The organism is Microvirga sp. VF16, from assembly GCF_016864375.1.
Classification (GTDB): domain Bacteria; phylum Pseudomonadota; class Alphaproteobacteria; order Rhizobiales; family Beijerinckiaceae; genus Microvirga.
In genome coordinates this window covers 40,188-66,208 of the sequence record NZ_CP069355.1, presented here as the reverse complement: position 1 = coordinate 66,208, position 26,021 = coordinate 40,188, and the positions used below count along the sequence as shown (strand labels likewise).

Sequence of the window (26,021 nt, the reverse complement as noted above, 5' to 3'; positions counted from 1 at the left end):
CGATCCATGGCACCGGTCTGCTTACGGGACTTAACCGCTGAAGAACTCGCGACCGTCAAGCGCCTGGCTCACTCCCACACGGCTCCGGCCCACCGCGTGCAGCGTGCGCAAATCATCTGGCGCGCCAGTCACGGTGAGAGCGCCTCGGCGATTGCAGCCCGGGCTGGCCTGGATGGAGAGACCGTGCGCAAGCGCATTCGCCGCTTCAACGCGGAAGGCTTGGAAGCGCTCAAGGACCGGCACCGTTCGGGCCGCCGGCCGACCTACACGCCCGAGCAGACGGCCACCGTGATTGCCACCGCGTTGACCAAGCCTCAGACGCTCGGGCTGCCGTTTGCTGCCTGGACGCTCGACCGATTGGCGGCCTACCTGCACGAGCACAAAGGTATCGCCATGCAACGCAGCCGCATCGACGAGATCCTGCTCCACGAGGGCTTGCGCTGGCGCAAGCACGAGACCTGGTTCGGGGAGCGGGTTGATCCAGCCTTCGCCGAAAAAAGGGGAAGATCGAAACGCTCTACACCAAGCCACCTGCGGGCAGTTGTGTAGTCTGTCTGGACGAGATGGGACCGGTGAGCGCCAAGAGTTATGCCGGGCGGGCGCTGGTGCAGACAAAGACGCGACCAGCCGAGCGCGCGAGACAGGAGATTGACTATGGCCGCCGCGCCAAAGGCTACATCTTCGGTGCATTCTGTCCCGCAACGGGTGAAGCCTTCACGCATCCCTATCCTGGACGCGGCAGTGCGCCTTGGGTCGACTTCCTGGACCAGGTTGAGACCTGGATCCCGAGCTCGACCAAGCGGGTGTACGCCATCATGGATAATCTGAGCTCGCATCGCACAACCGACGTGCTGCTGTTTGTGCTGGCGCATCCGCGTTGGGAGATGGTGTTCCAGCCCAAATACGCGGCTTATCTCAATCTAATCGAGCCCTGGTGGAAGATCCTGCGTTCACTGGCGTTAGCGGGCCGGCGCTTCGAGAATTGGGACGAGATCGCCGATGCGATCCACCGCTCGACAGTCTACTGGAATGCGCACCGCCATCCGTTTGTCTGGGGCGGACGCCGTCGGCATCGCCCACGCCGCTCACCCGGCATTGCACTCCTGCCGAGAGCGGCGTGACTTCCCGGATGCACCACTTAGAGGCCAGCGGCCAACGATAATCACTCCTCACTTCAATGCCTCCCCCCGATCCGCTCCTCGACTAGCTTGTTCGACTGCGCGAGCAGGGTGTCGCGAGCACCCGCGAGAACGATGGTTGGACGGTGGCCCTGACACGCCACAAACGACACTCAGCCGGTTTTCGTCGGTCCAAACCGGATCCGGTGATCCAGGAACTGGATCTCCTCGATCAGGTCGGGATCCGGGAAGGCGTGAGACATCAGGTCCGGGTGGGTTGTCATCGCTCAAACCTCCCAGGCTGCGTCGCTGATCCTGTGCGCGACCTTTCATCGCGGCCGCGGCACAACGATGGCTGCGAGGCCGCGAACGAGACGAGGTCGGAGAAAAACCGTTCCGTCACGAGCGCGAGCGCCGTCCCGGTCCCGCTGAGAAGCACAGTGTTCCTGCCTGCCGTCAGGCGTTGCGGCATAAGACCAATTCTCGGGCGCCGCGAGCGGCAGAGGGCCCCGCATGATGCGAACCTTGCCGAGGGCGGACAGTTTCGCCGCCGGCGGTGGCTAGGACGGCACTCACGTCGTCCGGCACGGCTGAAAGCACGTGTCGCTGACGGCACGCGACGGTGATCGGCCCCTGCGAGGGCCATGCTCGTCGCACCACACTAGGAGGGTTTTGGTGGTCGTGGCTCCGGCGATCAGTCAGCGGCCGCCTCGGTCTCCAGGTCAAGGCCGGTGTGATCCGGCAAGCAACTCGGTCCCAATTGGACATCGAAATAGAACAGAGGCATGCGCAATTTCCTTCAAAAAACATCGCGATGCTGCGCCAGGACGAGATCTGTTCCGCTGTCACAAGCGACATCAAGGACCAGGTTGTCGATCAGGCGGGTCGTTCCGACACAGGCGGCGACACACAGCACGGCGGGCTGCTCAACCAAACCGAGGATGGCTTCGCATGTCGGTCCCGATCCCGCTTTTCACCGAGGCCGAACCATCCTTAACCTTCAAATTAACACCGCCAGTGAGGTAAAAATCATCCAACTTTCGCATTGTCGTGCAGGAAACGGGCCAATTTAATAGCTAAATTGCAATAATTCGCCCTGGTGAGCCGCCCCGCTTCGACCAGGCATCCGCATCAGCAGGAAGGCTCAAGCATGTGCTTAAGGACAAGCTCGTATCCGAGAAGTATCGGCAGGTACAGCTGATGGCTGGCCATGTCCGGCGGCGCGGGACAACAGAACGCAAGCTGCAGATCATCGAAGAAGGCGGCATGTCGCGAGAGAAGGTCGCTCCCACACGCTTGGGTCCGGCGCCTGATTTGCCCGCTGAGCAAAGCACGGCTAGGAGTTGCCATACTGGCGGGACCCGCGCCGATAGGATCTTGGTGACCTTAGGGCCTTGCGCGTATGTCGCGGCGCCTGGCCTGTGACGACCCGCTGTGATCAGCGAAAGCCGATCTCATTGGAGTAAAGATCAGCCCGATGCGCATTGATGTGGTGGAACGCACCTGAGACGGTGCGGCGCACCCAGTCATTGAAGCCTTCCGCCGAGTTGATGTGCACCGGACCACGCGCAGACTCACGAGCCGTATGATGGACAGCATCATGGGCCGCGACGGCACTGCCGAGAGAATGCTCCCCCAGATTAAGTCAGCACAGGAACTGCTTTTCGTCAGCCTTAACCTGATCCATCTTCTGGAGGCGGAACACCTCCTCGACGGAGACGATGGCACGGTTGACGTTGTGGATGCCGCGATCTTTGAGGATGCGGGAGAACACATCCCTCATCGCGGTGATCGAAGCGCGCACGGCATGATTGCCATAGATGACCATGGCGATCTTGACGAATGCCTTGATGCGGGCCTCGTTCATTTCCGGATAGGCGGTGGGGACAATGACGATCGGTGCCTTGCCGTTCCAGGCGCGGACAAAGCTCTCGACCTCGTCTGGCGTCTTCTGCTTGGAATGAACGAGGATCATATCGGCGCCAGCCGCCTCATACGCCGCGGCGCGCCTGAGCGACTCGTCCTCCCCGAGATCGGCGATGAGGGCTTCGGTGCGGGCGATGATCAGGAAGTCAGGGTCGGACCGCGTGGCGACCGCCGCGCGGATCTTGCCCTCGAACTCCTCAATCCGCAGCAGTTCCTGTCGACCGTCGGCGACGAGACTCGTGACCTTCGGAAATGTCTTGTCCTCGATGACGACGGCGGCAGCGCCCGCGCGCTCATACTGCTGGATCGCATAGATGACGTTGATGGCATTGCCGAAGCCGGTGTCGATGTCGGCCACGATCGGCAGCGACGACTGTTCGGCCATGGCGCGGACCATGTCGAGATGCTGCGTCATCGACACCAGGCTGACGTCCGCCAAGCCATACAGGGCCGAGAGCTCGAAGCCCGAGGCCCACAGGCCGTCAAAGCCGGCTTCTTCCGCCAGCCGCGCGGAAAGCGGGCTGTGGGCGGCCATGATGTGGACCAGGCCGCGTTCGGCCATGCGATCACGCAACTGTCGTGCTTTGCTCATAACGGCTCCCGGTTTCGGAAAGGGCCGCGCAGGCCGCGAGGATGCGGGCGCACGCGCGTTCGAGTTCATCGAGCGACGAGGCATAGGAAATGCGGATGTAGGGCGAGGCCATGAAGCCGCTGCCCGGCACGACGGCGACACCGAATTGTTCCAGCAGATACATGGCGAAATCCGTGTCGGTCTCGATCAGCTTGCCCTGAGCGGTGGTCTTGCCGATGACGCCGGCGCACGAGGCGAAGACATAGAAGGCTCCCTCCGGCACGCGGCACGTCAGGCCCTCGGCCTCGTTGATTTTCTCGACCACGAAATCACGACGCTTGCGGAACTTGGACACAAAGTTTGCGACATACTTCTGATCGCCCACAATGGCTTCGATCGCCGCATATTGCGAGATCGAACTGGTGTGCGACGATGTCTGGCCCTCAATGGTGTTCATCGCCTTGATGAGATCCTTCGGCCCGGCGCCGTAGCCCACTACCTGCCGGATGCACCACTAAGTAGGTTGCCAAAAGTTCTGCGACAGCTTTCTGAGCCAGAAGTGTTTGGATACCATGCCAGCCTTGCGACGCGCCTGTTGCGGCGTCAGCCTCAGCACCCATTCTGCGGCATCAGCGGCCAGAGCATCGATGGAGGCCGCCTGCCGATTGGCCGCAACCAGCCGCTTGAGCTCGCGCCAGAGCTTGTATGGGGCCGTTTAAGTCAAGAGCTGATTCATCTGTCTTAGCCTGCTGTCATGGAGTTGAGTGCAGTCTGGCGGAGGCTGGACTTGTGACAATCCGAGGAGAGCTGGCCGTCTGGCACGGGCGATCGCCCGGCACCCTTGTATTCGGCGGATCACTGAGATCCGGGCCCATGATGCAGTCATGCGCATCGCTGGCGCAGCTCCGCGGCGGCGGGCCCATTCTGATCACGGCAGGATGGCCATGCTCTGGGTCGGGTTGCCGCCACCTCGGATCAGTGTCGGCCGTTGGCGGCCGAAGCTTGATCGCCTCTTTGGTCTTTGCCTCACGCGGCCGGGCGAAGGATGATCCCCTGCGACAGGTCCCCGGTCGTTGCCAAACGCCACAGAGCAATGAGCAACTTCCTCGCCAGAGCGACAATCAGGGTCTTGCGCGTGGCTCCCCGGCCATCTGCGGTGCGGGCCCGGTACCAGCGCGCCAAATCACTGTCGGCTTGGAACCGCAGAAAGCGCCAAGCGAGCTGGAGCATGCTGCGACGGACCCGAGCATTGCCCACCCTCGCCAAGCCCTTCTCCCGGCGTTTGGCTCCGCTCTCGTCCGGCGCCCCGGTGAGGCCCGCGTAACGGGCCACGGCCCTGCGGTCGCGCAGATTACGCGAGAGGATCTCGTTGACGAGCAAGTCCGCCGTTTCGACCCCCACCCCGATCACCCGGGCCAGCAGGCGAACCATGGTGTTATGCCGCTCTCCAGGGGCCCTGTCCAGCCGCTCCAGACGGGCCTGTTCGATCTCCCGGATCTGCTCCCGCACGACCTGCAGGCGGGCCAGATCCCGGCGCATCTCGGCCAGGGTGTTGGGCGGCAGGGGAACACCCTCAGGGGTGCGCAGCGCCTCAAGCTGTTCGGGCGCGGTCCGCAGTGTCGGCCGGAAGCTGCGAATTCCAAAGCGGGCGAGGGTTGCCTTCATGCGGTTGCCGAGCCGGGTGCGCTCCTCGACCAGGTTCTCACGCTCGCGGCTCGGACGCTTGGCGTCCTCGTCCGCCAAAGACGGGATCGCCGCCATGCTGCAGTGATCCGACTCGCCACGCAGCCAGCCGAGAAAGGCCCGCTTGAGCAAGGCGGTATCGAGCCGGTCGGTCTTGGCTCGCCGATGCTCGCGCGAGACGGCGATGCTGGTGGGATGAATGACGTAGGCCTCGATGCCGCGCGCCCGCAGCCAGCGGGCGAGCCAGAAGCCGTCACGGCCGGCCTCGAAGGCGACGGCAATGCGGGTGATCGGGCGGCCGGCCTGGACGGCCTCGTCCTGCCAGCGCCGCAGAAGGCGCAGCAGCCCGTCCTGGTCCGGCTCGAGCTTCTTGAGCGGATGGCGATCAAGGCCTGGCACCATGGCGGCCACGAGCCAGCTGGCCTGGCTCATCTCGACGACGGCGATGATCGTGCTGTCTTGTACGAAGGCACTCCGAGATCGGCTCAAGTCATGGCACTGGGGCATGGGGCGCTCCTTTGGCTGGCTCCGCCGGCGATGATGCACTGTCCTCGCCGTATCCCCATAGCTTCTGATCCATTGGGCTCAGTTCGGGTGTTTGCCTGGGCAGCCACACGAACCGGATGCGCAACCGGGTTGCCAGCGCTTGGGTCTGCGGGGCGGTGTGGGCGCTGGCCCGGTCGCTCAGCAGCCAGAGCCAGCCGGCACGGCGGTAGCGGCGTCGCAACGCGCACAGGAACGCCCGGGCATCGGCCTGACCGGCGCGGGTGCGGATCAGCACCACCCGGCGCGCGCTTCGCAAGTCGATCGCCCCAAACCGCACCCGCTTGGCATTGCGGCCGGTGATCGGCACGACCGCCTGGGTGCCCTTGAGCGCCCAGGTCGCCCGCAGGGGTGGAAACAGCCGCAGCAGCGTCCAGTCGAGGCACAGCAGCCGATCGCCCCGGTGCCAGCCGGCCTTCAGACGTCGGGCGATGCCCCTTTTTCTGCAGATGAGGCGCGCGCTCGACATAGACGTAGCGCGGGCGCTTCCAGCGATAGCCGGCCTCGTGCAGCCGCCGCCGCAGCGTCCGGGGGCTGACGGCGATGCCCTTCACGGCGAGGTCGTGCGCCAGAAGCGGCACCGTCCAGCTCGTGGCCTGGTAGCCGCAGCGGCGTGGGTCGCGTGCCAGGGCCGCCGCCAGCCGCTGCGGCGTGAGCCTCGGGTGACGGCGTGGACGCCCGCTGCGCGGCCGGTCGATCAGTGCCGTGGTCTGGTGCTCGGCCCGGTACTGCGCCAGCCAGCGGTGGACGCTGGAGCGGTTGACCCGGCAGCGGCGGGCCGCCTCGGCCATAGAATGGCCCTCGGCCACCAACAGCAGCGCCTCGAGGCGGCGATACACACGGGCCTCACGGGCGCCAGCAAGAGCTGCGGCCAGCCGCTTGCGATCCGCCTCGTCGAGCCCCGTCCCGGGAGAGTGATCATGGTGTTGCATGCTCCCAAGGAAACACCCGCAGCTCTCCCGTTGCAACTCTTATGGAGACCTACTTAGCAGCGACGGCCTTGTGTGGGGAGACGAGGTCATCGGCAGCGTGGTCCGCCGCGGCTCCCACACGCGCACCCCATTGAGTGTTGCGCGTCTGTGAAGAGCATCCGTTAAACCCCGACCTTTCAGGAGATGTCATGGTGAACCGCATTGTGAACAATCGGCCACGAACGGTCATTGATCTTTGTCTCGTGATCTCTGTCACTTCATCCGCGTTCACCGTCCTCTACTTGTGCTCTCAACTGCCATAAGTCACGACAGCTGTATGTTCGCAACCCATGACCCGCAGCAGCATTTGATGGAATGCGGCCGCGGCGTTTCTCAGCCGACGTATGAAGTGGCCGCACTGGTGCCGTTGGCGCGTTGCTCGAAGGTCCGCATCGCGCTGCAGCATGCGGTGTACCCGATGAGACTCCCGTGTCACCAAATGCGGCCGACCTTCGGAGTTGATAGTATTCTGACGCCTTCACACCGTGGGACAGATTAGAAGGTGCGTCACCACCACAGTGGCTACAGAAACTGAGGGAGCAATTTCTTCGGCTTGTCGGCCGCTCTATCAAAAGTATGCCCTTGGTGCAGCTCTTTCAGGAGGCATGTTGCATGGCCCCTCAGGCGAATAAGGCAGGAGGCTCACTGTCAAGAGGGGCAATGCAAATAAAAATTTGGCGTCAACGCATATCCACAAGCTAGACGGCCTTTGGCCGATACGGCAGTATTCGTGCCAGAAATCACTGACCTCCCGGAGACGCTTGCATGCCTCCACCCATGACTTCCTCTCGCTTCCGCAGATCCCCGATGTCCCACATGACGATTAGATTGTCTCTCGTAGAACGCCTGCGACGCCTCTTGGCCTGTCCTGGCTCTCCAGGACGCTGACGCACCGTCACAAGCCTTCTCAATCCGGCTCGGTATGTCCGAGCGTTAGAACCCACACCTATTCGAGAGCGAGCAGTGCGCCCATGCAGCGCTGTTCAAGGGGCGGTCCGGTGTGGCGCGAATGACATCTTGAGAACTCATCGTCCTGTCTCGCGCCCTCGCTCGCCAGACACTGCGCGCCCGAGGGTTTCATCGGCTTGCAAACTGGTCGGCAACTGAGCGTTATGCGGGGAAACATGCCGAGGAAAGATCAAGTAGAAATGCCCTCGGCAGACACGTGCTGAGTTCGGAATGAGTGCTAATCCGGCACTGTTCTCAACACCATCCCAGAGGCTCGTGTTGCGCCAACACGATTTCATGACAAAGTCCACTCACCATGCCGAAGCGAACATCTCCGCTGGTCCTGTTTCAGTATAAGACCTTCCGTTCCCTCTGGTCAGCGTCTCTGGTTTCAAACCTGGGCAGCCTGGTCGAGGGCGTGGGAGCCGCGTGGCTGATGACGAGCCTTACCACGTCCCATGAGATGGTGGCCCTCGTCCACGCATCGGCCACACTCCCGGTGATGATGTTTTCGCTCGCCGCAGGAGCGCTCGCGGACAACTTTGATCGCCGGCGGATCATGCTGGTGGCGCAACTGCTGATGTTAGGCGTCTCTGCTTCCCTGGCCTTTCTCGCCTATGCCGGCGCCTTGACACCCTGGATGCTGTTGAGCCTGACCTTCCTGATCGGCTGCGGTTGGGCGCTGCATGACCCATCCTGGTACGCCTCGATGGGCGATATTCTTCCCCGGCAACACTTGCCCGGCGCGGTGGCCCTCAACAGCATGAGCTACAATCTCATGCGCAGCATCGGACCGGCGATCGGTGGCCTCATCGTCGCAACAGCTGGTGCGGCCTTTGCGTTTCTGTTCAATGTCTTGTGTTATCTCGCCCTTATCATCGCGCTTTGGCAGTGGAAGACGGAACCAGCGCAAAACTTGCTGCCGCGGGAATCGTTCAGGAGTGCGATGGCCGCAGGCTTCCGCTACGTGCTGTTGTCGCCAAACCTGCTCACGGTGATGGGTCGGAGTTTCGTGTTCGGTCTCACCGCCGTCGTCATTCTGGCTCTGCTGCCCCTCGTGGCCCGGGAGCAGGTCGCGGGCACGGCGATCACCTACGGCATCATGCTCGGGTTCTTCGGCCTCGGGGCGATTGGCGGCGCGCTTCTCATCGGATGGGTTCGGGATGTTCTCAGCAATGAATGGGTCGTTCGCGGCGCTTTCTTTGCGCTGGCCATCAGCTGCGTCTGTCTGGCCTGGAGCAAACACGTTTGGCTGAGCTGCCTGCTTCTCCTGCCGGCTGGTATGGCGTGGGTGCAGGCCTGGTCGCTGTTTAACGTGACGGTTCAGCTTTCGACGCCCCGGTGGGTGGTTGGACGAGCCTTGTCTCTCTATCAAACAGCGTCGTTTGGCGGCATGGCGGCGGGCAGCTGGCTCTGGGGCGAGGTGGCGGACGCGCAGGGCGTTTCCGGCGCCTTGTTCATTGCGAGCCTTGTTCTTGTCGTCGGTGGCCTGATCGGCCTTGTTCTGCGCCAACCGGATTTTGAGACCCTCAATCTCGATCCGACCAACACATTCAGCGAACCGGCGCTGCAGCTTGACCTGCGCCCGCGCAGCGGACCGATCATGGTGATGGTCGATTATCGCATTGATCAAAAAGACGTTACAGAATTCCTCAGCGTGATGGCCGCGCGGCGAAGAGCCCGACTTCGCGATGGGGCCAGGCAATGGGCGCTTCTGCGCGACCTGGAAGAGCCCCAACTATGGACCGAGAGTTACCACGTCCCCACGTGGGTCGAATACGTGCGCCACAATCAGAGGCAGACGCATGCCGACGCTGAGATTGTGGCGCGCCTGGAAGCCTTGCACAGGGACGATGACCCACCCAAGATCCACCACAAGATCGAACGGCAGACCGTACGGGTGCACGACGACATGCCGCTCAAGCCTCACTTCGGCAGGACCTGAGTGGGAGCGCTCTGTTGCACGAAGAGGCGAGTTGGCAACTGGCACTGGGTGACAGAGGAGGACCGGACCCGTCACGTCGGGTGTCTGCCGTGCCGTCTTTTCCGCCAGATCCCGTTGCGTTTCGTTGATGTGACGATTCTGTCCTCGGCTGGAGCTGAAGAATCCTCGAAAGATCAACTGCACAATGGCCCGCAATGAGACGATCCGACCAGAACCCTTGCGCTGGTGTTGTCCTCTGGAAGAGAGCGGGAAAGGGGCGTTCGTGGGTGGTGCATGTCATCCGTGAACGCAAACGCCTGGTGAGGAACGGGCGTACATGCGCCGCGGTGCAGCAGAACGTTAGGCGGCCGTGGCTCGTCGAGCGATGCTGTCGATCTGGAAACGCCGGATGCCGAGGTCATCGAGTTCACGATCGGAGAGCCGAGACAGCTCGGTGACCGTCTCGCGGTAACGCATGTAAGCACGGATCTGAGCAAGGATCTGGGACACGAACATCTGGAACTCCTGTCCGTTCGCTGGTGTGAGGGTGGGCGCCTGTGGTTCTTAGGCGTGCCGTGCAACATCTATATCGGTGCGCTTCACACATGAGCAGTGCTGCTCAAACTGAGGCAGGCATGCCCACGATGCATGTTGCTGTCATCAATCGTTAATCGGAGTACGCACGAAGCATGGCTCGGGCACTCTGGAGAAAAAGTTTTTCTGTCCATTCCTCCTTCCCTGGAAGAGAACAAGGAGGTGAGGTGCGCAGGATCTGTTCAGAGGGTTCTGATGGGGACCACGAGAGAGGAGAGTTTGTGGGAAGCCATTGAGAGGGGCCTCTCCGGAAGGTTGTGAGTCAACCCAATCGACGGCGTGCACGGTTGCGCCAAGACCACAGGCGACATTTCCAGCGGCCGGTTCGCGAAGGGGCCTTCGCGCTGCATTGGCAGGCCCATGGCCTGTCCTATGGACTCCCCTCGGCCATCAACGAGTGGCTCGAGCGCAGCAACGTCGTCGTCGCCAACGGCTCGCGCGCCATCTTGGCCGAAGCGCGACAGCGTTACCCGCAAGTGCTTGTCGTCAACGTGACCGCGCCTATGGACATCCTCGCGCACCGTCTGGCCAGGCAGGGACGCGAAGGCCTGGAGAGCATCCGGCAGTGTCTTGCCCGCAGTGAACAGCAAAGTGTCGACGGTGACGATGTGCTGCAGATCGACAATTCGGGTTCCTCCGAGAGTGCTGGCGAGCGCCTTCTCGCTATGCTCATTGCCAAAGCCGACACGACGAAGTGAGGCACGCCCATGGCGCAGGTAGCGCAGCATTGCTGTTGCTCCCAGGATCAGCCGCTGGCGCAGGGACTTGTTGGGCCAGCGCAAGATCTGCTCCCGATCGAGCGCCGGCAGTGTCAATCTTTCCGTCCCCTGTCGGAAATTGTGACAGAACCTGACCGGACGGCAGCGCAGTTCTTCCCATTCCATCTAATGGCCCAGACACCGCCTCAGCTGGGGTGGTTTCATTCGAACCGGGCGCATCCCCTACGATCTTCCGTAATGCAGAGACCCGTCGGCCTTCCGATCGCACGAAGGATGCAGAAGGATCTCCAATCTCATCCCGCTCGCTCTTGGCGCCTATGGTCTCCTGAAGAGGGACCCATGGGGAGCATCGTCCGGCGCGGCCCAACTCGCCGCCTCACGGGGTTCTCCTAACCCTCACCTTGCGAGCGTGCGAGTAAATGCGCAACGGTGGGGACGACGGCCCCCTTGACGTGGGCCTCAAGGATGGGCGAGGTGCTGAAGTGACGGCCTGCTGCAGCGCCTTCCAGGACTGGTCCGATCCAGCGCTATCGGCCTTGTGTGCCAGCCGCCCGCCCGGGAGCTGAGGCCGTGGCTCCCTCCCATGAAGATCCACGGAATCCATGTCGGCTGGACGCGAGGCCTCAGCTCTGCCTCGGTACGTCGACTACTTGATGTCCAACACTATTCCGCAACGGCCGGATCCGAGACCGGCTGCCGTTTGTCCTTTCGGCTCCTCGATTTTGGTGAACCTGGGCGCGCATGCCTAGCCTGCGCCGAGGCCCTCTCAACTCGTCTCGCATCCCGATTCGCCGGCAGGCCATCCTGCTGGTCCGCGAGCTGGCGCAGCTGTGGCAATACCTGCTCCAGTTCCTTCAGGAGAGATTCGACCGAAGTACCGTTCGGGTCACCTTTGGCCGCCAGCTTGCGAAGCGTGGTGGCCAACTTGTCGCCGCGGCGAACGGCCTTGGCCCTCAGTTCCTCAAGCTTCATTCCGTTCTTTGATACTGTCTCCCGCTTCATGGGGCACTGCCTTCCTGTCGAGCGTCCTTCCACTTTCCCGGGGCAGAAGCGCCGCCCGCATCGTCCTGTCCCGTCAACTTTGTCATGGTCCGAACAATATTCGCCAACGCTCCCGTGGGAGCGGCGCACCCGCTCCGCTCATTCCAGGGAGGACGATGCTCCGGTGGCCGCCCGCTGAGGCCGTCTCCTTGCGGTGCATCAGCGAGGCGCGAGTTGCGGTAGCGTTCATCCGACGTCACCTCCTCGCCGATCCAATCGGGCAGCACCACCGATTGGTCGGGATGACTGAGCTCCACCTCGGCGAGGACGAGGCCGGCATTCTCGCCGGCGAACTCGTCCACATGCCACACCATGCCGGCGTGCCAAACCTCGTGGCGCACCTTCTCGATCAGCGGCTGGCGGCAGAGTTTGAGCAGCTCCTCCGCCTCGTCGACCGGGATTTCGTACTCGAATTCGGGCCGGATGCGACCGCTGCCGCCCCCCTTGACGGTGAGAAAGGCATGAAAAGCGGCGCGCCGAACCCGGACGGTGATCTCACCCTTGCAGAGGTAGCCCTGATGATAGCGCTGGCCGGGCTCCGGCGTACGCCATCCATCGTGTGTGACCAGGAACTTGCGCTCGATCTCGACAGGCATGGACAAGCCCCTTCATGTCGTTTCGTGGTATCGCGACACGGCCGCGTCGATCGTGGGAAAGAACCGCGTCTCGCCGAAGGGATCGAACAGCCCGACCCCCCTCAGCTTGTCCTTGACGGGATCCTTCAGCTCGGCAAACCGGGGCTCGACGCCTTCCGCCAGCAATACCTCGTCAAGCTCCGTCAGGGCATCGGCCGCGGTCACATCGATGCTGGTGACGGATTTTGGTGATGGGGCCGATGGGCTCCGGATAAACTAAGAGAAGACTTGCATTCTGCGAAAGCATCTAACGTGGTCATGAGCCTGGGTTCAAGAGTTAGATCTTCTAAATTCATCCTTCTCTAGAGAGTGTTCTTGCTGTCCCCGGCTCACAGATAGTCAGCTTGTCCTTTTTGGGTCGATTATCTCAAACGAAGGGACGAGGAATGGTACTGATGAGGTTCCCCAACGGCCTCGCATGTGAGTGATTGGATCAATGGGGCACACTGGTCCTTTCCGATGAACTCTTCTGCCGTTTCGGCAGAAACCTGATCGTGTCCTCGGATCCGCGGCTCAAGCCCAATTGCATCATGCGGCTCTATCGCCGCATCGCCTCACATCCGGGCACCGTTCGCGACGGCTGCACCACAATCCCTCGTGCACGAGGGGACTGGGCTTGGGAAGAGCGCGACCATTCTCGCGATGACGGCATGTCTCAGCCCTGGCCGTTGGCGGTCTGTTCACCTCTGATCCCACGAGGCTGATCAGGCTTCGTAGATATCGTGAACGCGACACTCTGTGGTCTTGCTCCGGAAAAGATACCGCCTGGCGAATGCATCACGCTGAGATGGGCGGCGGTTCCAACTTCGCGTCGCCGCGACGACCGGAATGGCCGCTACCACCGATCCGAGCGCGCCCAACCTCCGGCGATCTGGCCTGGTGTTCGGACATGGTCATGCGATCACACGTCAGGCGAGGAATGAGGCAGCGATGTCCTTGTCGCCATGGCCGATAGCGACCGCTCGCTGGAAACGGGCAAGCCCGGCCGCCGCGAGGTCCGCGTTAACGCCCGTTCCGGCCAGAGCGTCCACCACCAGCCGCGCGTCCTTCACGCCATTGTTGACGGAGAAACTGGTCGTATAGTCACCCTTGAGGATCGCCGCGGCCTTGCCCTGGAAATAGCCGCTGTCGAGCGGCCCGCCGGTCACGGCCTCGATCACGAGCTCCGGATCGACGCCGAGCGCCTTGGCAATCGCCAGGGTTTCGGCCGTGCCATGGGTGAGTGCGAACACGAAAGCATTCAGCGCGAGCTTGAGCCGGCTGCTGGCGCCCGGTTTGTCGGACACCCAAAGGGTACGCTGCCCGATGGCGTCGAAAACCGATTGAGCGATCTTCCTTCCCTCTTCGGAGCCGGAGGCGAGAATGACCAGCTTGCCTTGCTCCGCCGGCTGACGTGTGCCCTGAACCGGTGCGTCGTAGAAGACAATCCCGTGTTTCTCGGCGAAGGCAGCAAGCGCGTCGATTGCCTCGCTGCCGACCGTGCTGAGCTGTAGCCAGAGAATCCCCTTGCGCAAGCCAGGCAGCGCCGCCGTGATGGCCTCGGTCACGGCGGGGCCGTCCTTCAGCACGGTGACAATGACATCGGCGTCGCGAACAGCCTCGGCAGGCTGATCGAACGGCTCGACGTCATCCGCCGCAAGCGCCCGTGCCTTGTCCGGAGTCCGGTTCCACGCGCGAACATTGAAGCCTTTGCGGGCGAGATTTCGCGTAATGGCAGCGCCGATGAGGCCAGTGCCGAGGACGGCGACCGAAAGAGCGCGGTTCTGATCTGCCATGGGAGGCTCCTGTTGTGATGGGAGTGTTGATCGAGACATTATTGAACGGCAATTCCATAACTGGCCAAAGAACGCACGCTTATGTCAGCGCGGCCAATGTCTGGTCGATGACCGCGGCCACCTTTTTGCGGTCTTGCACGGTGGCTATCCTCGCCAACACGCGCAGTCCCTGCACGGCGTTGAAGACGAAGAGGGCCAGGATTTCAGCGCCGACATCTGAGCGAATTTCACCTGCCACCTGTCCGCGCCGGATCGCGTCCTCGATGCCCCTGATCAGGATGCGGAAGTTCTGACGCACAAGGTCGGCCACCCCCGGTTCGCGGCCAGCCACCTCGATCGCGCTGTTCGTGGCGAGGCATCCCCGCTTCTCCGATGCCGCCAGATCGGTATCAACGATGTCTTGCATAAACTGCCGAAGTCGCTTTAGCGGCGCCCCTGGCCGTCGAACCTGATCGGCATTGGCCTGCGCCCGCTTGTGATAGCGAAGAAGGGCCTGCTCAAAGAGGCCACTCTTGTTGGCATACGCTGCATAGAGGCTGCCGCGCCCGAGGCCGGTGGCGTCGACGAGATCTTGGGCGGAGGTGCCCGCATAGCCGTTGCGCCAGAAGGACTCCATCACGGCGTCCAAAACGCGCTCTTCGTCGAACTCTCGCGGTCGCGCCATGATCATCACACGGTGATTATTGAACGAACATACCATAATTACCCTGACGTTCTTGTCAAGGCGATCTGGCTTAGGGTCGTCCGAAACGCGATCGCAGAATGAGGCCGATGGTGATGGCCAGCGAGACTGCCAGAGCGAGGAGGAAGGCCCAGGCCGGTGGCATGGCGGGCATGCCGAGCGCAGCGTGGCGCAAACCCTGCTAGGCTCACGGTGCCAAGGATGGCGGAATACAGCGTCGCGGCCGCTGTCACCACTCCGAGTTGCTCGTGGATTGTGATGGCAAGGACCGTGTATCCGATCGGGAAGGCCGGCAGCAGACCCGAGCCCGTCGCTCCAAGTGGGCTCGCTGCGGCCGTGACGACGGCTACGAGGAGCCCGGCGAGGATGCCGCGCAGAGCAAACCGAGCCGGTCCGCGCGGACCGGCTTGGACGCTGGCCAGAGGCTTCGCGCGACGACTCTGACAATGGCAAACACGGCGATGCCGACAAGCGGCTGTGGAGGAAACAGGCGGAAGAGCGTCGCGGCCGCGTTCCATGCCGCCAGAGCCGCAAGCAGCGAGATCAGCGGCGGTGCGCGCCATGCTATGGGCACATAAGCCAACAGGAATCTCTGCGCCGCGCAGAGCGACAGGGGCGAATAGATCGTGAACCTTTTGCCCGCCCGCTGCGACCAATGGGCATCGGAGGGCGCCCCGGACAATAGGAAGGATACAAGCATAACCTGCATTTCGTTCAAAGCCGCGGTCGCCGCTCTTGCTCTGGGCGCTGTCACTCTCACGATCTCCTCCTGCGTCGCAGCCGGCGATGCCGTGGCCGCTCCCGGTGGCCCGCACCGGCCTTGGGTCGGCCACGGCCATGGCCATCGGGGCCACCACTGGCGCCTGGGCTTCATCTCCGGCGGACTGCCGCTCGCCCTCGGCATCACCTCCTATGCTGTCGCCCCGGATTGCTATCTGGTCAAGCGCCAAGTGTTCGTCCCGGGCGGCGGGCGGGTGTGGCGCCGGGTGACGGTATGCCGTTGAGCCCATCACAACCAGCGGGACGGGGCCTCTTCTTTGTCCCGCTGCCGGGTCAGCGCCCCTCATGGGCAGGGACAGGATTGACCTGCGACGACCGGCACGACAGGCTGAATGTCACGCGCCCCCACGGGCTGGAGCCGCGATGACCGGAATCCCAGACGCTCTGCTGGTCGAACGCCTCCCTGTTGCTTTGATCGGGTGAGGATAGGCTGTTTTAGGCGGCCTTCTGCGCGTCAGCAGACCGCTCGACGACGCCCATGATGTCGGATTCCTTCATGATCAGGAGATCCTGGCCATCGATACGCACCTCGGTGCCGGACCACTTGCCGAACAGGACGCGGTCGCCGGCCTTCACGTCGAGGGCGACGACCTTGCCGCTCTCGTCACGGGCGCCGGGGCCGACGGCGACGACTTCGCCCTCTTGCGGCTTTTCCTTGGCGGTGTCCGGGATGATGATGCCGCTGGCCGTCTTCTCTTCGGCCTCGATGCGGCGGACGACAACACGGTCGTGCAGCGGACGAAACGTCATGGGGGGCCTCCTCATTCTATCGGTGAATTGGGAGCACTCGCCTGCGCCGGGCAGCAGCGTTAGCACTCGACGCATGAGAGTGCTAAGGCGAGGTGATAGCCTAGCGCATCTGGTAAAGCAAGAGCCTCTGAAGAGGCCAAGCTTAGGGTGCGCCGGATCCTCGTGAGCAGCGTTGGAGCACCGGTAACCTTGGACAGTCTTCCTCGCCCATCGGCTCGGACCTATCTTGACGCAGTTAGGCAGCTAATAGGCGAGGGGAGGCTTGGATCGTTACCTCACATGACAAGCCTCGTCCGTTCAGTAATTTGTTCACCCGCAAAGCCTAGGCCTGCGCAACGCTCTCAACGTTAGCAGCCACCATCCGAGCCAACGCTGACGCACTTACGAGCCGGTTCTATCGCCTGAGCTTTTCCAGGCCCAGATCACGCCAGAGCCAGGTGAAGTCATAGCTGGCCATCGGATCGTCCGGCGGCCTCCCACTCTTCGACTGGTTCTCGATGTGTTTCAGCTAGTCCACGACCTTGCGCCGACCTGCGGCGGTTTGAGCTGCGGCCCGTGGGCTCAGATCGGGAAGCATTGGATTGACCTCCTCCTGTTCCATCACCTTGGCGTTCGGCCCAGCCAGATAGTCAACCAGATCGGAGATCATCGATCCCGCTGCCTCACCGGCGCGCAATTGCGAGGCGCGGGACGGCCTCTCGCCATAGGCTTCAGCCAGTTCCCGGCCCATGAGGTGGGGCCGAAGTGGCCGCTCGATGGCGCGCTCGACGGTCCTGAAGATCCAGGTGCCGTCGGGATCGATATCGGACCAGTGGAGGAACGGGACCTGCCCGGGAAGTGCCGCTGCGACGGCACTGAGTGCGCGCTGGGTCGCCAGGGAGGGGTAGCCCCCGACATAGATGGTCAGCCCCGTCCGATCATGGTCGGCCTCAAGGACGTGTCGGTTGAAGCTTGCGAAGTTCTCGATTGTGAGAACATAGGCTGGTGTTCGATTGAACCCGATCCGCCCAATTTCTCCCGGTGGCAGACCGAGATATGGCAACGACAGCGGGAGTGCGGTGCCATCCAGAGTGAGCGCACCGGTTAGGAGTAGCGGCGGGCTGAACCGTTCGAGCCCCAGGGTGGCCAGCGCGGCTCTTGGGCCCGCCGCCGGGGGAAGGTCGATGGCTGCCCCCACGAGCCGAAGGACCGCGGCTTCCAACCTCTCGAGTGCCTTGCTGTTCCCGGTCGCCTTGCGCGAGAAGGTCCGGTAGTCGAGCCCAAGATGGCGTCCGTCCACGATCGCCTGCGCGAGCATAATGGCCGTCCGCACCGCCTGAACGTCATCAGGCCCGAGATTGCACCAAGTCCGCTTCCGGGACCACGCATCCGGTGCCGCAAGAGCCGCGTCGCGCACCGCCGGATGAACATCGAGATCTTTGAGCATTTCCGACCGTGCGCGGTCTGCCATCTCGTGGGACGGTTCGCGTCCGAGGTGTGCATATAGGGCATCTGCGTCGGTCAGTCTTACCAGTTTGAGTTCGTCACGCTTCCGCCCGGTCCCGTGGACGAGGGCCACACAGCCCGCGCGCTTGGCAGCGGCAATGGCCTTCATAAATGCGTCGGCTGCGATCACGGTCGGGAATGCTGCATGGTCCGGATAGGCGAATGGGGCCTCGGTTCCGCCCTCCCGTCGGTCGAGCAGATCGTGGAGCAGCGCCGCCGCGTCGGTGAATTTGCGGGCCACGGTCTACTCTGCCGCCATTAGGCTGGAGATCTGCTCGTCCGTCAGGTGCTCAGGATTCATGGCGAGAATCTCCTCGCGGGCACGCCGGCCGACGTGAACGACGTCCGTGGTCGATTGCTCCCCGATCCGATCCACCTCCACGAGCGTCTCCATGTAGCCCATGATGGCCGCCTTCTTCTCAAGCGGCGCGGCGATGACCACCTGAAGTCCCAGGTCCTCGTAGAAGGCCATCATGGCCCGCTGGTTCTTGCCGTCCATCTTCGAGAAGGCCTCATCGAACAATGCCGGCGACATGCCCTTCGGGCGCCCTCGGCCGTTCGATGCACTCCCGTAGACAGCCGCGAGGGACGCCCCGATGGCGACGTACAGTGGAACCTGCTGCTCGGCCCCGGAGCCCGTGTTCCGGCGCGTTTCCCACCGTGTCCTGGCCTTCGTGTGGATATCCTCCATATGAATCTCGAAGGTGTGGAAATTCCGGTAGTCCTCGAACGCCGAGAAGTCCTTTTCCGGGTCCTCTAGCAACTGCCCGACGGCCTTGATCGTGTCCTTGTGCGGAAAGTCGTCGGGCACGTCGGCCTTGAACAGCATGTCCAGGGCCTCGTCCGAGATCCGACTGATCTCGATGACCTTCAGGATTGGCTGGAACTCTGCCTCAGCCGTCCGGTGGAACGAGTACCGCTCGTTATGGAAGGGATGGTCCCTCAGGCTCCGGTTCAGCGCGTTGAGGTCTCGTTCCATCTTCGACACGCGCATAGTCAGGGCATTCACGAACTCGCCCCGGAACAGGGTGGACGCGCGTTCGGCCGCCTCGCGTGCCTTGTCCTCGTAGCGGCGGAGCTCGTTGCCCTCGATGTCCTCGATGAGGAGGTCCATCCAAGGCTTCACCTCGTTGAGCAGTGGGCTGTCGGCGCCGACCTGGCCGCTTACGCCGAACTCGTTGAAGTAGTCGCGCAAGGCCCCGCGTGCGGCCAACTCCGCCTGGCGGTTCTGCTTCTCGGCTCGTTCGGATGCGACCATGGCGTCCTGTCCCAGCTTGCGGTGGATCGCCGCCGCTTGGCGGGCGGTCTCGGCAGGAGGAAGGACGGCCGGCGCATTCGGCTTCCGCAATGCCCGCATCCGCTCACGGTAGGCAGCACTGCCCTGGCGGTACGAGAATGACTTGCGCTCGTGACCGTAGAGCGTCCTCGCCAGCCTGAGGCTCATGTTGGACCCCTCGACGCTGTCATTCCCGTCGAGGGCGCGTTCGCCGACGGCGAGGGCGATGCTGTGCTTCCTGGTCCGCTCCTCGATGGAGACGAGTTCGTCCCCCCTGCGCTTCAGGAATGCCTTCTGCGCAGTCAGCCGCTCCCTTAGACCGCCGTCCCCGGCGGCGTCGATCGCTGCGATCCGCGCCTCGACATCCGCCCGCTCCGTGGACCAGCCGTGAATCTTCGCCAGCATGTCTGCGAGCCAGATCCCGTTCTCATCCTCGGTGAGGATCACGATGGCGCTGAGGGCACGGTCGAGGGCCTTCTCCTCCTGCCGGAGCTTCGACAGCTTTCCGCCCTTCTCGGCGAAGGTCTCCCGCATATTTCGGAAGAGGTCGGCCTGCGCGGCCTTGCCGATCTTGTGCTCCCGCGCATCGATGGACCTGTGGCTGCGGACGAGTCCATCGTCGTATAGGCCATCCTGCATCAGCGCCCGGCCTGGAAGGTTAAACTCATCGAGCGTCCGCGCGAGGCGCACGTTTCCATAGCGGCGCTGGAGGAAGGCCATCGCGTCCGGATCGTCCGTCCTGAACAACGATGGGAACGTGCCGGGCCTTGGAGGTTCGCGGAATTCCTCGAGCTTGTTCAGGCTCACGAGGGAGGCGCCCCTGAACTCACGCCGGCCGTCGCGATACAGGGCAGTCGCATCACCGATGCGGTGGCGCTCCACGAAGACAACTTCGCGGTCGCGGCCGAGCAAGGCCTCGGCGGCCGGCACCCATGCCGGATCGATGATCTCGACGAGATCGCAGAGGGGCCGCGCGTCCATGCCGGCGCTCTCGAGCCTCCGCATCAGGAGCTTCGTCTCGCGGGTAAGGTAGGCGGCCGATCCTGGCTCCTGCGCCTGCTCGAGCACCTGCCTGAGCTCGTCGACCTCCCGGGCGAGCAGGACGATTTCGGCCGATACCTCGCGGCGGCGTGCCTCCACCTTTGCGACGACGGTAGGTGCAGCGTCGCGGAATGCGCGCTCGGCCTCGCGCAGCCGTTCCGGGTTAGCCTCCGGGACGGCTGCGGCCGCCAGGTCGCTATACGCCTTGAACGCGCCTCCCTCACCGAGAGTGCTCGACAGGGGAGCGAGTCCCGCGGCCGCCTGCGTCCGCCTGCGGATTGCATCCCGCATCATCGCGCTCTGCTCGTCGATGCTCCTCAGGTTCTGCGCCCACTGGTCCCGGCCGGACTTCGCGGCATGCGCCGCAATGGCTGCGTTCAGGCGCTCGATTTCCTGGTTTGCCTCCCGGATTCCCTCCAAGGCAATGTCCTTGTCCTCCTGTTCAGAATCGATGTGCCGTCTGGCCGCCGCGATCTCCTCCCGGAATGCACGGTTGGCCGCAAGGGCGGCGAGCCACCGCGCGCGGCGGGACAGCCAATCCTCGAGGGCCTTCTGGTTCAGGCTTTCGGCATAGGCCGAAACCTGCTCCCGCAGAGCCTTCAGGGCCTCAAGCTTCTTGCGCATGGTCACGATGGTCGCGCTCACCCCGCGGTAGGTCTCGATCGAGCTGCGTAGCTCCCCAATCCTGATCGGGTTCTCCTCGAGAATGAAGCGGCGGACGAACTCGGTCGCCGAGTATCCCTGGTTCAGGGACATGGCGTTCACGACCGCCTTCAGCAGCGCTGCCGCACTCTGCTCTGCGTTGGGAAGGCTGGGCACGAGTCGCCGCATGTACTCCCGGACGAAGTCGGTCGCCTTATCGCGGTGATTGATAAAGTTGGCGGTTCCCACTGTGCTGATGATGCGTGCCTTAACGTCATCCCATGCCACAGTGTATTGGGCGTCGTCCCTCTCCTCGGTAAAGTCGGTGGTTGTCAGCAGCTTCCCGTTCACGACAAAACGCCCAAGCACCGTCTCGGCGGCATCCGTACTGCGGGCCTCTAGGGCCAGTCCGATTGTCACGGGTGGCCGGAGCCCTTCCGGATCCTCGAAGCCGAGCGCGACATAGGTCAGCGACTCCGGGCGGCGGATCTCGCCGTCGCCCAGCGTGCCCAAGCAGTAGCCGAGCACCGAACGCTTCGAGGACGAACGCCCCCTGCTGCCTTCACCCGCGACCGCGTTCAGGCGCAGGTGGTTACGGCTCGCGCCGGAGAGCACGACCTGCACCATGTCCAGGATGGTCGACTTGCCCGAACGGTTCTCGCCGAGGATCCCGAAATTGCCCCGGACCTCAATGTCCTCCGCGTCGAAGAGGTGCCAGTTCACCATGGTGAGGCGTCGCAGTTCCATCAGTCGGTCTCCTCATCGCGGCCGGCGTCGGTATCGGGTGTGAGGGCGGCCATTACGGCGGCCGAAGTCCTGCGCATCGATACTTCCTCGGACTTCACGTAGCTCTCAAGGCGCTTTAAGGCGTCGGAACCGCTCACGAGCTTGATCATCGGCCGGATCTCGACCTCGCGGTCCTGCGCGTCGCGGTCGAGCTCACCGACTGCGATCAGGTTTCTCGCGGCCACCTCCCGGAGCAGGTCTAGGAACCGCGCCGCCGGGATCGCGGACTTGCCTGCCGTCTGCACCATGTCCCTGTAGCGTTCGTGCAGTACGTTCACTGTCGTGAGTGCCGTCGCCCGGTCCAGGAGGTTCCCGAGATCGGCTTCCTCCTGCCAGTGGCTGCCAAGAACCAGCACAACCATCGTCTCCTCGAGCTTCAGCCTCGGCACCGAGGAGGGATCGTCGTCATCGAGGAGGATACCGACCCACTGCTCCTCGGCATTGCGGTGGACTCGGTACCCAAGGCTGTCGAACAGCTCGTCGGCAACGCGGCGGAAGCGGGCGTCGGTGAGCGTGTTATAGACCGTGGCCGCGCCGCGGTCGCCAGAGTACGCGAACTGGTTTCGAAGGAGGTAGCGGCAGGCCTTGCGGAGATCGGCCGCCTTTTCAGCGCCGAAGGTTGCCTCGACCTGCTCGAACTCGCTCAGCATCTCAGGCCTCCTTGCGCTGGCGGTCGCCGCGGCGGCGGACCACGAAGTTGCTGCACCGGAGCCACTCGCTGTCGTGCGGCTCGGAACCAGGCAGGTACTCGAACTCGAATTCGCGGGAGAGGAGGGGAGGGACCTCATTCGTCAGCGCGTAGCGCCGTGCGGCATCAAAGGCCAAGAAGTCGTCGACGGTTTGGATCTCGATGAACCGGGCCTCGGTCGTGTGGTAGGGCGGTGTGACCCGCTCGAGAAAGCGTTTCACGCGCTCCGGGGATGGCGAGACGCGCTCGAGGTAGTCGGCCCGCATGCGCTTGCGGAACTCATAGATGGGATCGTGGAGGCGCTTCGCGAGCGGCCTGGCCTCGATCGGCTGTCGGGCTTGGCGCTGCGGCGCGAGCTGCCGTTCTGACCAAGGCGTGGCGACGGGTTCGATCGTGATCGGCACAGTGGCGCGTGCGTAGCGGTCGGGACTGGCGAGCAGCAGCGACTCCATGCGGATGACGAGGTCGCGCGCGCGGGAGGCGAGACCGCGCTCGCCCTGCTCGGCGTACTTGACGGTGTTCCTCAGCCTCGACTCAAGGGCACGGCGGAACTGCGCGATACGCTCGAACATGTCGCCAACGGTCTCGAACGTGCCCTCGATCGATAGAAGGTCGCTCACCGTCTCGTCCCGGGCGGCTTGCGCGTCGGGCGAGACCCCGATTTCCATGTAGCCGTCCGCGATGATGGCCAGCAGGTCCTCGGTGTAGGCGATCCGGCGTGCCGTCGAGACGATCTGGTCCCGGAACCGATACGGATGGTTGAAGGTGAGGATTGCCTGGAAGTCCTTCAGGATCAGCTCGCCAATGAATTCCTCGAAGTAGGTGTCCATCTTCTGGCGCAAGTTTTGCGACTCGATCAGCGACTTGCGAATGCGCTTCAGGTCGGAGAGGATCGCGCGCAGGGTCTTCACGAACTGGTCGGCCTGCACCCTTGCCTCGCGAAGCGCGTGTACGGCCGTCGATGCCTTCTCGGGACTCCTCTCCGCAGACAATCCCTCCACGAGCTCGAGGCTAGTCTTGATGTGGACGACCAGGCCGCCAAACCGCTGCGAGACGTCGGAGTTCAGGCTTGAGAGCCGCTGCACGACGAGCAGCGCGCCCATCGGCATGTCGACCGTGATCTTGAGGCCGTACTCCTCCTCCTCAAGCCAGCCCGTTCGGACCAGCCCCTGGTAGACCAGCTTGGCCGTCCTAAGGACCCGGTCGCCCGTCTCGCCGCCGTTCCCGGCAAACTTCAGTCTGCGGCGGCCCTTCGAGACGACCTCGGGAAGGCCCTCACCGGGATCCTCGCCGTCGAAAAGCAGCTCGGGCCGGCGCGCGACGAGATCGTAGATGACGTGCGTGACCTCCTGCGGGGTCGGGAAAATTGCACCGGACGAGAAGAAGCGCTCATGCACCTCGAGCAGCGCCGCCTCATAGAGGTAGCGGTGCTTGCGCGAAAAGATCAGGAACGCGTCGTCACTGAGATAGCGGAAGAGGGACATGGGTTCGGCTGGCCGGATGATTGAGTCTGCGGGTGAAGGCTCCTGCTCATCCGGCGTTCTTCCTGTTGGCCCGCTCCGGAATGCACTTCGCCGTGGCGCGGGAGGCGCGATTCGATGTCGGCGATATGTGCGGCCGCCTGGGTCATGCTGGAACAAATAGGAAACAAGGCCAAGCTTGTCAACTCGATATCCACTACCTCTTTTGAGAACGGGCGGTGTCCCCGCCCATCCGGTTGAGGGTGGCGATCCCGTGCTGCACGATGCCGGCATGGACGTGCGCCACCTGGCCCACGAGCTCACCCGCGCCGCGCTGTCGTGTGCCCCGAATCTCCTGCTCTCTGCCAACGTCTGCTTGTATCGGGTAGGGAATCAGTCACACTGACGTTGCGAAAGCCTTCTTAGCTTAGAGAAGGTGTCGCTGGGGGAGCAATGTTCGTCAAGGTCAGTAAGATCAAGAACCTGGCTGTTTTCGCAGACTTCACCTGGGGCGCTTAGCTTTCGAGCTTTGAGCGCTTCAATGTCATTTACGGAGACAATGGCTCCCGAAAGACCACATTTTCGCGGCTGTTGGACTGTTTGAAGACCGGATCGCATGACGAATACCCGGAGCGGAATTGTTCTCTAGGATCACATCCTCGCATTCCCGAGCACAACGCTCTGGCTGCTTGGAGCCGGCGCGTTGCTTTACACTGCCGGCGTGCTCTTCCATGTGTGGGATAGCCTGCGTTTCCAAAACGCGATCTGGCATGCTTTCGTACTCGTGGCGACTGCATGCCACTACGGTGCTGTGCTCTCCTCATTTGTTATGGCACCGGACGCATGACGAACGGGCTGGGGTCTCTGGTTCATTTTGAGCATCCCTTTGCTGTCCTGGCTTCAAGCCAGTACACTGAGCGTTTATTGTTGATCTAAAACGAACTGCGCCGCCAAGACTGTCCAAAATAATAGACGCAAGACGTCTACCCAGCGCTACGCTGGCGAGCCGTGGCCGGGAGTTGCGCACTCCGATCCCGTATCCCACTCAATAATGCCGCGGCGGTACGCTATGACGCTTGGCGGGAGGGCACGAGAATGAACACACAGTAGGAGAGAGCGGACCCCACGGTCATGGCCGGCCAGGCTGTCTATACACCCCGGACGCTCGACGTTTACGATGTGGTGGTGCTGGGCCTCTCCAATACGTTGATCTGGAAGTGCCCGACCCAACGTCTGCTCGACCATTACAATGACAACGTGAGCGACCGTCACCTCGATGTGGGCGTAGGCACGGGTTGGTTTCTCGATCACTGCCGGTTTCCCTCCGACCAGCCCCAGATCACGTTGCTGGATCTCAACCCAGTCTGCCTCGAAGGGGCCGCAGCCCGCATCCTTCCAGCTCGAGACGGGCCCTTTTGCCTCCATTGGCCTAAACTATCTGCTGGACTGTCTTCCGGGTGCCCTGGAGCGGAAGGCAGTGGTCTTCGATCATCTCAAGCCGCTTCTTGCTCCCGACGGGGTTGTGTTCGGCTCAACCCTTTTGTGGCGCAGGGCGTCGGGCGCTCCGGGTCGGCTCGGGCGCTGATGGGCTTCTACAACGCGAAGGGGATCTTCTCGAACCAGCAGGACAGTGTTGACGATCTGCGGCGGGAACTGGCCACCTGGTTTGACGAGGTGAGGGTGGAGATCATTGGCTGTGCCGCCCTGTTTGCCGCCCGATGATATCGTCCGACTGCAGGCATGCTCGCGAGTTCAGGCCGACACCTGGCTTGAGGGCGTGAGGGTCGAAAAGCAGGCACTCCCCTACAAGGAATCGCTTTCAACCGCAATCGGCGCACTACTGGGCTTGCGGTACGACGATCCCGATTTTTGCGTGAAGCCGAAGCCCGAGCAGCCGACCTTTACCCCGGCTGAGAGGGGGATTCGGCGATAACGCCTTACAACAAAAGGAAGGCACAGCAAGTTTTGAGGGCGGAAGCAGCA

General features: G+C 63.0%; 22 protein-coding genes and 4 pseudogenes. 8 read left to right on the top strand and 18 right to left on the bottom strand.

The window, feature by feature from the left end; translation table 11 throughout:
- The first annotated feature begins 6 nt into the window (after positions 1-6).
- Both JO965_RS25810 and JO965_RS25805 read left to right on the top strand, forming a co-directional pair.
- Positions 7-549, top strand: a complete 543-nt coding sequence (locus tag JO965_RS25810; RefSeq protein WP_203444674.1) for a helix-turn-helix domain-containing protein — start codon at positions 7-9, stop codon at positions 547-549.
- Positions 550-563: 14 nt separating this feature from the next.
- Positions 564-1,121, top strand: a complete 558-nt coding sequence (locus JO965_RS25805) for a transposase (RefSeq protein WP_203444675.1) — start codon at positions 564-566, stop codon at positions 1,119-1,121.
- 1,435 nt (positions 1,122-2,556) lie between these two features.
- Here JO965_RS25805 and JO965_RS25800 read toward each other — a convergent pair.
- The 6 genes and pseudogenes from JO965_RS25800 to JO965_RS25775 form a co-directional block, all read right to left on the bottom strand.
- On the bottom strand, positions 2,557-2,757 hold the full coding sequence (locus JO965_RS25800; RefSeq protein WP_203445469.1) for a transposase: 201 nt from the start codon (positions 2,755-2,757) through the stop codon (positions 2,557-2,559).
- 6 nt (positions 2,758-2,763) lie between these two features.
- Positions 2,764-3,636, bottom strand: coding sequence for a phosphonopyruvate hydrolase (locus JO965_RS25795; protein ID WP_203444986.1), 873 nt, complete (start codon positions 3,634-3,636; stop codon positions 2,764-2,766).
- Positions 3,611-4,111, bottom strand: a pseudogene (locus JO965_RS25790) (aminotransferase class I/II-fold pyridoxal phosphate-dependent enzyme); the annotation flags it as partial. The gene JO965_RS25795 and the pseudogene JO965_RS25790, both read right to left, overlap by 26 nt.
- Before the next feature lie 530 nt (positions 4,112-4,641).
- Entirely contained in the window at positions 4,642-5,805 is a 1,164-nt protein-coding gene (locus JO965_RS25785; protein ID WP_203444984.1) for an IS110 family transposase, read from the bottom strand.
- A complete protein-coding gene (locus JO965_RS25780; protein ID WP_246777075.1) occupies positions 5,789-6,310 on the bottom strand; it encodes a transposase in 522 nt (173 codons plus the stop codon). The genes JO965_RS25785 and JO965_RS25780 overlap by 17 nt, the downstream gene beginning before the upstream one ends.
- Positions 6,311-6,341: 31 nt before the next feature.
- Positions 6,342-6,632 (bottom strand): annotated as a pseudogene (locus tag JO965_RS25775) (helix-turn-helix domain-containing protein); the annotation flags it as partial.
- A 1,444-nt stretch (positions 6,633-8,076) separates the two neighbouring features.
- Between JO965_RS25775 and JO965_RS25770 the strand changes: the two are divergent.
- Positions 8,077-9,705: an MFS transporter gene (locus JO965_RS25770; RefSeq protein ID WP_203444983.1), complete on the top strand. Its 1,629-nt coding sequence runs from the start codon at positions 8,077-8,079 to the stop codon at positions 9,703-9,705.
- 339 nt (positions 9,706-10,044) lie between these two features.
- Here JO965_RS25770 and JO965_RS25765 read toward each other — a convergent pair whose 3' ends face one another.
- Positions 10,045-10,200 carry a DUF1127 domain-containing protein gene (locus JO965_RS25765; RefSeq protein ID WP_203444982.1) on the bottom strand — a complete coding sequence of 52 codons (156 nt, stop codon included), beginning with the start codon at positions 10,198-10,200 and terminating at the stop codon, positions 10,045-10,047.
- Between the two features lie 260 nt (positions 10,201-10,460).
- On the bottom strand, positions 10,461-11,093 hold the full coding sequence (locus JO965_RS25760; RefSeq protein ID WP_203444981.1) for a hypothetical protein: 633 nt from the start codon (positions 11,091-11,093) through the stop codon (positions 10,461-10,463).
- A 645-nt stretch (positions 11,094-11,738) separates the two neighbouring features.
- Between JO965_RS25760 and JO965_RS25755 the strand changes: the two genes are divergently transcribed.
- On the top strand, positions 11,739-11,981 hold the full coding sequence (locus JO965_RS25755) for a hypothetical protein (RefSeq protein ID WP_203444980.1): 243 nt from the start codon (positions 11,739-11,741) through the stop codon (positions 11,979-11,981).
- A gap of 14 nt (positions 11,982-11,995) precedes the next feature.
- Here the strand turns inward: JO965_RS25755 and JO965_RS25750 are convergent, their stop codons facing one another.
- The 5 genes and pseudogenes from JO965_RS25750 to JO965_RS25730 form a co-directional block, all read right to left on the bottom strand.
- Positions 11,996-12,634 carry a CYTH domain-containing protein gene (locus tag JO965_RS25750; RefSeq protein WP_371826920.1) on the bottom strand — a complete coding sequence of 213 codons (639 nt, stop codon included), beginning with the start codon at positions 12,632-12,634 and terminating at the stop codon, positions 11,996-11,998.
- 12 nt (positions 12,635-12,646) lie between these two features.
- A pseudogene (locus JO965_RS25745) lies at positions 12,647-12,853 on the bottom strand (STAS domain-containing protein); the annotation flags it as partial.
- A 728-nt stretch (positions 12,854-13,581) separates the two neighbouring features.
- The gene (locus tag JO965_RS25740) at positions 13,582-14,448 is read right to left on the bottom strand and encodes an NAD(P)-dependent oxidoreductase (protein WP_203444979.1); all 867 of its coding nucleotides are present in this window, start codon (positions 14,446-14,448) and stop codon (positions 13,582-13,584) included.
- 79 nt (positions 14,449-14,527) lie between these two features.
- Positions 14,528-15,118: a TetR/AcrR family transcriptional regulator gene (locus tag JO965_RS25735; protein ID WP_246777074.1), complete on the bottom strand. Its 591-nt coding sequence runs from the start codon at positions 15,116-15,118 to the stop codon at positions 14,528-14,530.
- Positions 15,119-15,476: 358 nt separating this feature from the next.
- Positions 15,477-15,713, bottom strand: coding sequence for a hypothetical protein (locus tag JO965_RS25730; RefSeq protein WP_203444977.1), 237 nt, complete (start codon positions 15,711-15,713; stop codon positions 15,477-15,479).
- 43 nt (positions 15,714-15,756) lie between these two features.
- Between JO965_RS25730 and JO965_RS25725 the strand changes: the two genes are divergently transcribed.
- On the top strand, positions 15,757-16,134 hold the full coding sequence (locus JO965_RS25725; RefSeq protein ID WP_203444976.1) for a hypothetical protein: 378 nt from the start codon (positions 15,757-15,759) through the stop codon (positions 16,132-16,134).
- A gap of 211 nt (positions 16,135-16,345) precedes the next feature.
- Here JO965_RS25725 and groES read toward each other — a convergent pair whose 3' ends face one another.
- The 5 genes from groES to JO965_RS25700 form a co-directional block, all read right to left on the bottom strand.
- A complete protein-coding gene (gene groES, locus JO965_RS25720) occupies positions 16,346-16,660 on the bottom strand; it encodes a co-chaperone GroES (RefSeq protein ID WP_203444975.1) in 315 nt (104 codons plus the stop codon).
- Between the two features lie 508 nt (positions 16,661-17,168).
- Positions 17,169-18,386: a Wadjet anti-phage system protein JetD domain-containing protein gene (locus JO965_RS25715; protein ID WP_203444974.1), complete on the bottom strand. Its 1,218-nt coding sequence runs from the start codon at positions 18,384-18,386 to the stop codon at positions 17,169-17,171.
- 3 nt (positions 18,387-18,389) lie between these two features.
- A complete protein-coding gene (locus tag JO965_RS25710) occupies positions 18,390-21,851 on the bottom strand; it encodes an SbcC/MukB-like Walker B domain-containing protein (protein ID WP_246776991.1) in 3,462 nt (1,153 codons plus the stop codon).
- Entirely contained in the window at positions 21,851-22,540 is a 690-nt protein-coding gene (locus JO965_RS25705) for a DUF4194 domain-containing protein (protein ID WP_203444973.1), read from the bottom strand. The genes JO965_RS25710 and JO965_RS25705 overlap by 1 nt, the downstream gene beginning before the upstream one ends.
- Position 22,541: 1 nt before the next feature.
- Positions 22,542-24,062: a Wadjet anti-phage system protein JetA family protein gene (locus JO965_RS25700; RefSeq protein WP_203444972.1), complete on the bottom strand. Its 1,521-nt coding sequence runs from the start codon at positions 24,060-24,062 to the stop codon at positions 22,542-22,544.
- A 522-nt stretch (positions 24,063-24,584) separates the two neighbouring features.
- Between JO965_RS25700 and JO965_RS49440 the strand changes: the two genes are divergently transcribed.
- The 3 genes and pseudogenes from JO965_RS49440 to JO965_RS25690 all read left to right on the top strand — a co-directional run bounded on the left by JO965_RS49440 (position 24,585) and on the right by JO965_RS25690 (position 25,760).
- On the top strand, positions 24,585-24,782 hold the full coding sequence (locus JO965_RS49440; protein ID WP_203445467.1) for a hypothetical protein: 198 nt from the start codon (positions 24,585-24,587) through the stop codon (positions 24,780-24,782).
- Positions 24,715-24,885, top strand: a pseudogene (locus JO965_RS48080) (hemolysin III family protein); the annotation flags it as partial. The gene JO965_RS49440 and the pseudogene JO965_RS48080, both read left to right, overlap by 68 nt.
- A gap of 284 nt (positions 24,886-25,169) precedes the next feature.
- Positions 25,170-25,760 (top strand): methyltransferase type 12, encoded by a 591-nt coding sequence (locus JO965_RS25690; RefSeq protein WP_371826919.1) that lies wholly within the window; start codon positions 25,170-25,172, stop codon positions 25,758-25,760.
- The last annotated feature ends 261 nt before the right edge of the window (positions 25,761-26,021 follow it).

Bases quoted from the DNA above. Each gene is read 5' to 3' on its own strand.
- JO965_RS25810 (WP_203444674.1), top strand. From the start codon at position 7: ATGGCACCGGTCTGCTTACGGGACTTAACCGCTGAAGAACTCGCGACC.
- JO965_RS25740 (WP_203444979.1), bottom strand. From the start codon at position 14,448: ATGGCAGATCAGAACCGCGCTCTTTCGGTCGCCGTCCTCGGCACTGGC.
- JO965_RS25735 (WP_246777074.1), bottom strand. From the start codon at position 15,118: ATGATCATGGCGCGACCGCGAGAGTTCGACGAAGAGCGCGTTTTGGAC.
- JO965_RS25750 (WP_371826920.1), bottom strand. From the start codon at position 12,634: ATGCCTGTCGAGATCGAGCGCAAGTTCCTGGTCACACACGATGGATGG.
- JO965_RS25795 (WP_203444986.1), bottom strand. From the start codon at position 3,636: ATGAGCAAAGCACGACAGTTGCGTGATCGCATGGCCGAACGCGGCCTG.
- JO965_RS25805 (WP_203444675.1), top strand. From the start codon at position 564: ATGGGACCGGTGAGCGCCAAGAGTTATGCCGGGCGGGCGCTGGTGCAG.
- JO965_RS25710 (WP_246776991.1), bottom strand. From the start codon at position 21,851: ATGGAACTGCGACGCCTCACCATGGTGAACTGGCACCTCTTCGACGCG.
- JO965_RS25765 (WP_203444982.1), bottom strand. From the start codon at position 10,200: ATGTTCGTGTCCCAGATCCTTGCTCAGATCCGTGCTTACATGCGTTAC.
- JO965_RS25700 (WP_203444972.1), bottom strand. From the start codon at position 24,062: ATGTCCCTCTTCCGCTATCTCAGTGACGACGCGTTCCTGATCTTTTCG.
- JO965_RS25690 (WP_371826919.1), top strand. From the start codon at position 25,170: ATGGCCGGCCAGGCTGTCTATACACCCCGGACGCTCGACGTTTACGAT.
- groES (WP_203444975.1), bottom strand. From the start codon at position 16,660: ATGACGTTTCGTCCGCTGCACGACCGTGTTGTCGTCCGCCGCATCGAG.
- JO965_RS25755 (WP_203444980.1), top strand. From the start codon at position 11,739: ATGCCTAGCCTGCGCCGAGGCCCTCTCAACTCGTCTCGCATCCCGATT.
- JO965_RS25780 (WP_246777075.1), bottom strand. From the start codon at position 6,310: ATGTCGAGCGCGCGCCTCATCTGCAGAAAAAGGGGCATCGCCCGACGT.
- JO965_RS25705 (WP_203444973.1), bottom strand. From the start codon at position 22,540: ATGCTGAGCGAGTTCGAGCAGGTCGAGGCAACCTTCGGCGCTGAAAAG.
- JO965_RS25785 (WP_203444984.1), bottom strand. From the start codon at position 5,805: ATGCCCCAGTGCCATGACTTGAGCCGATCTCGGAGTGCCTTCGTACAA.
- JO965_RS25770 (WP_203444983.1), top strand. From the start codon at position 8,077: ATGCCGAAGCGAACATCTCCGCTGGTCCTGTTTCAGTATAAGACCTTC.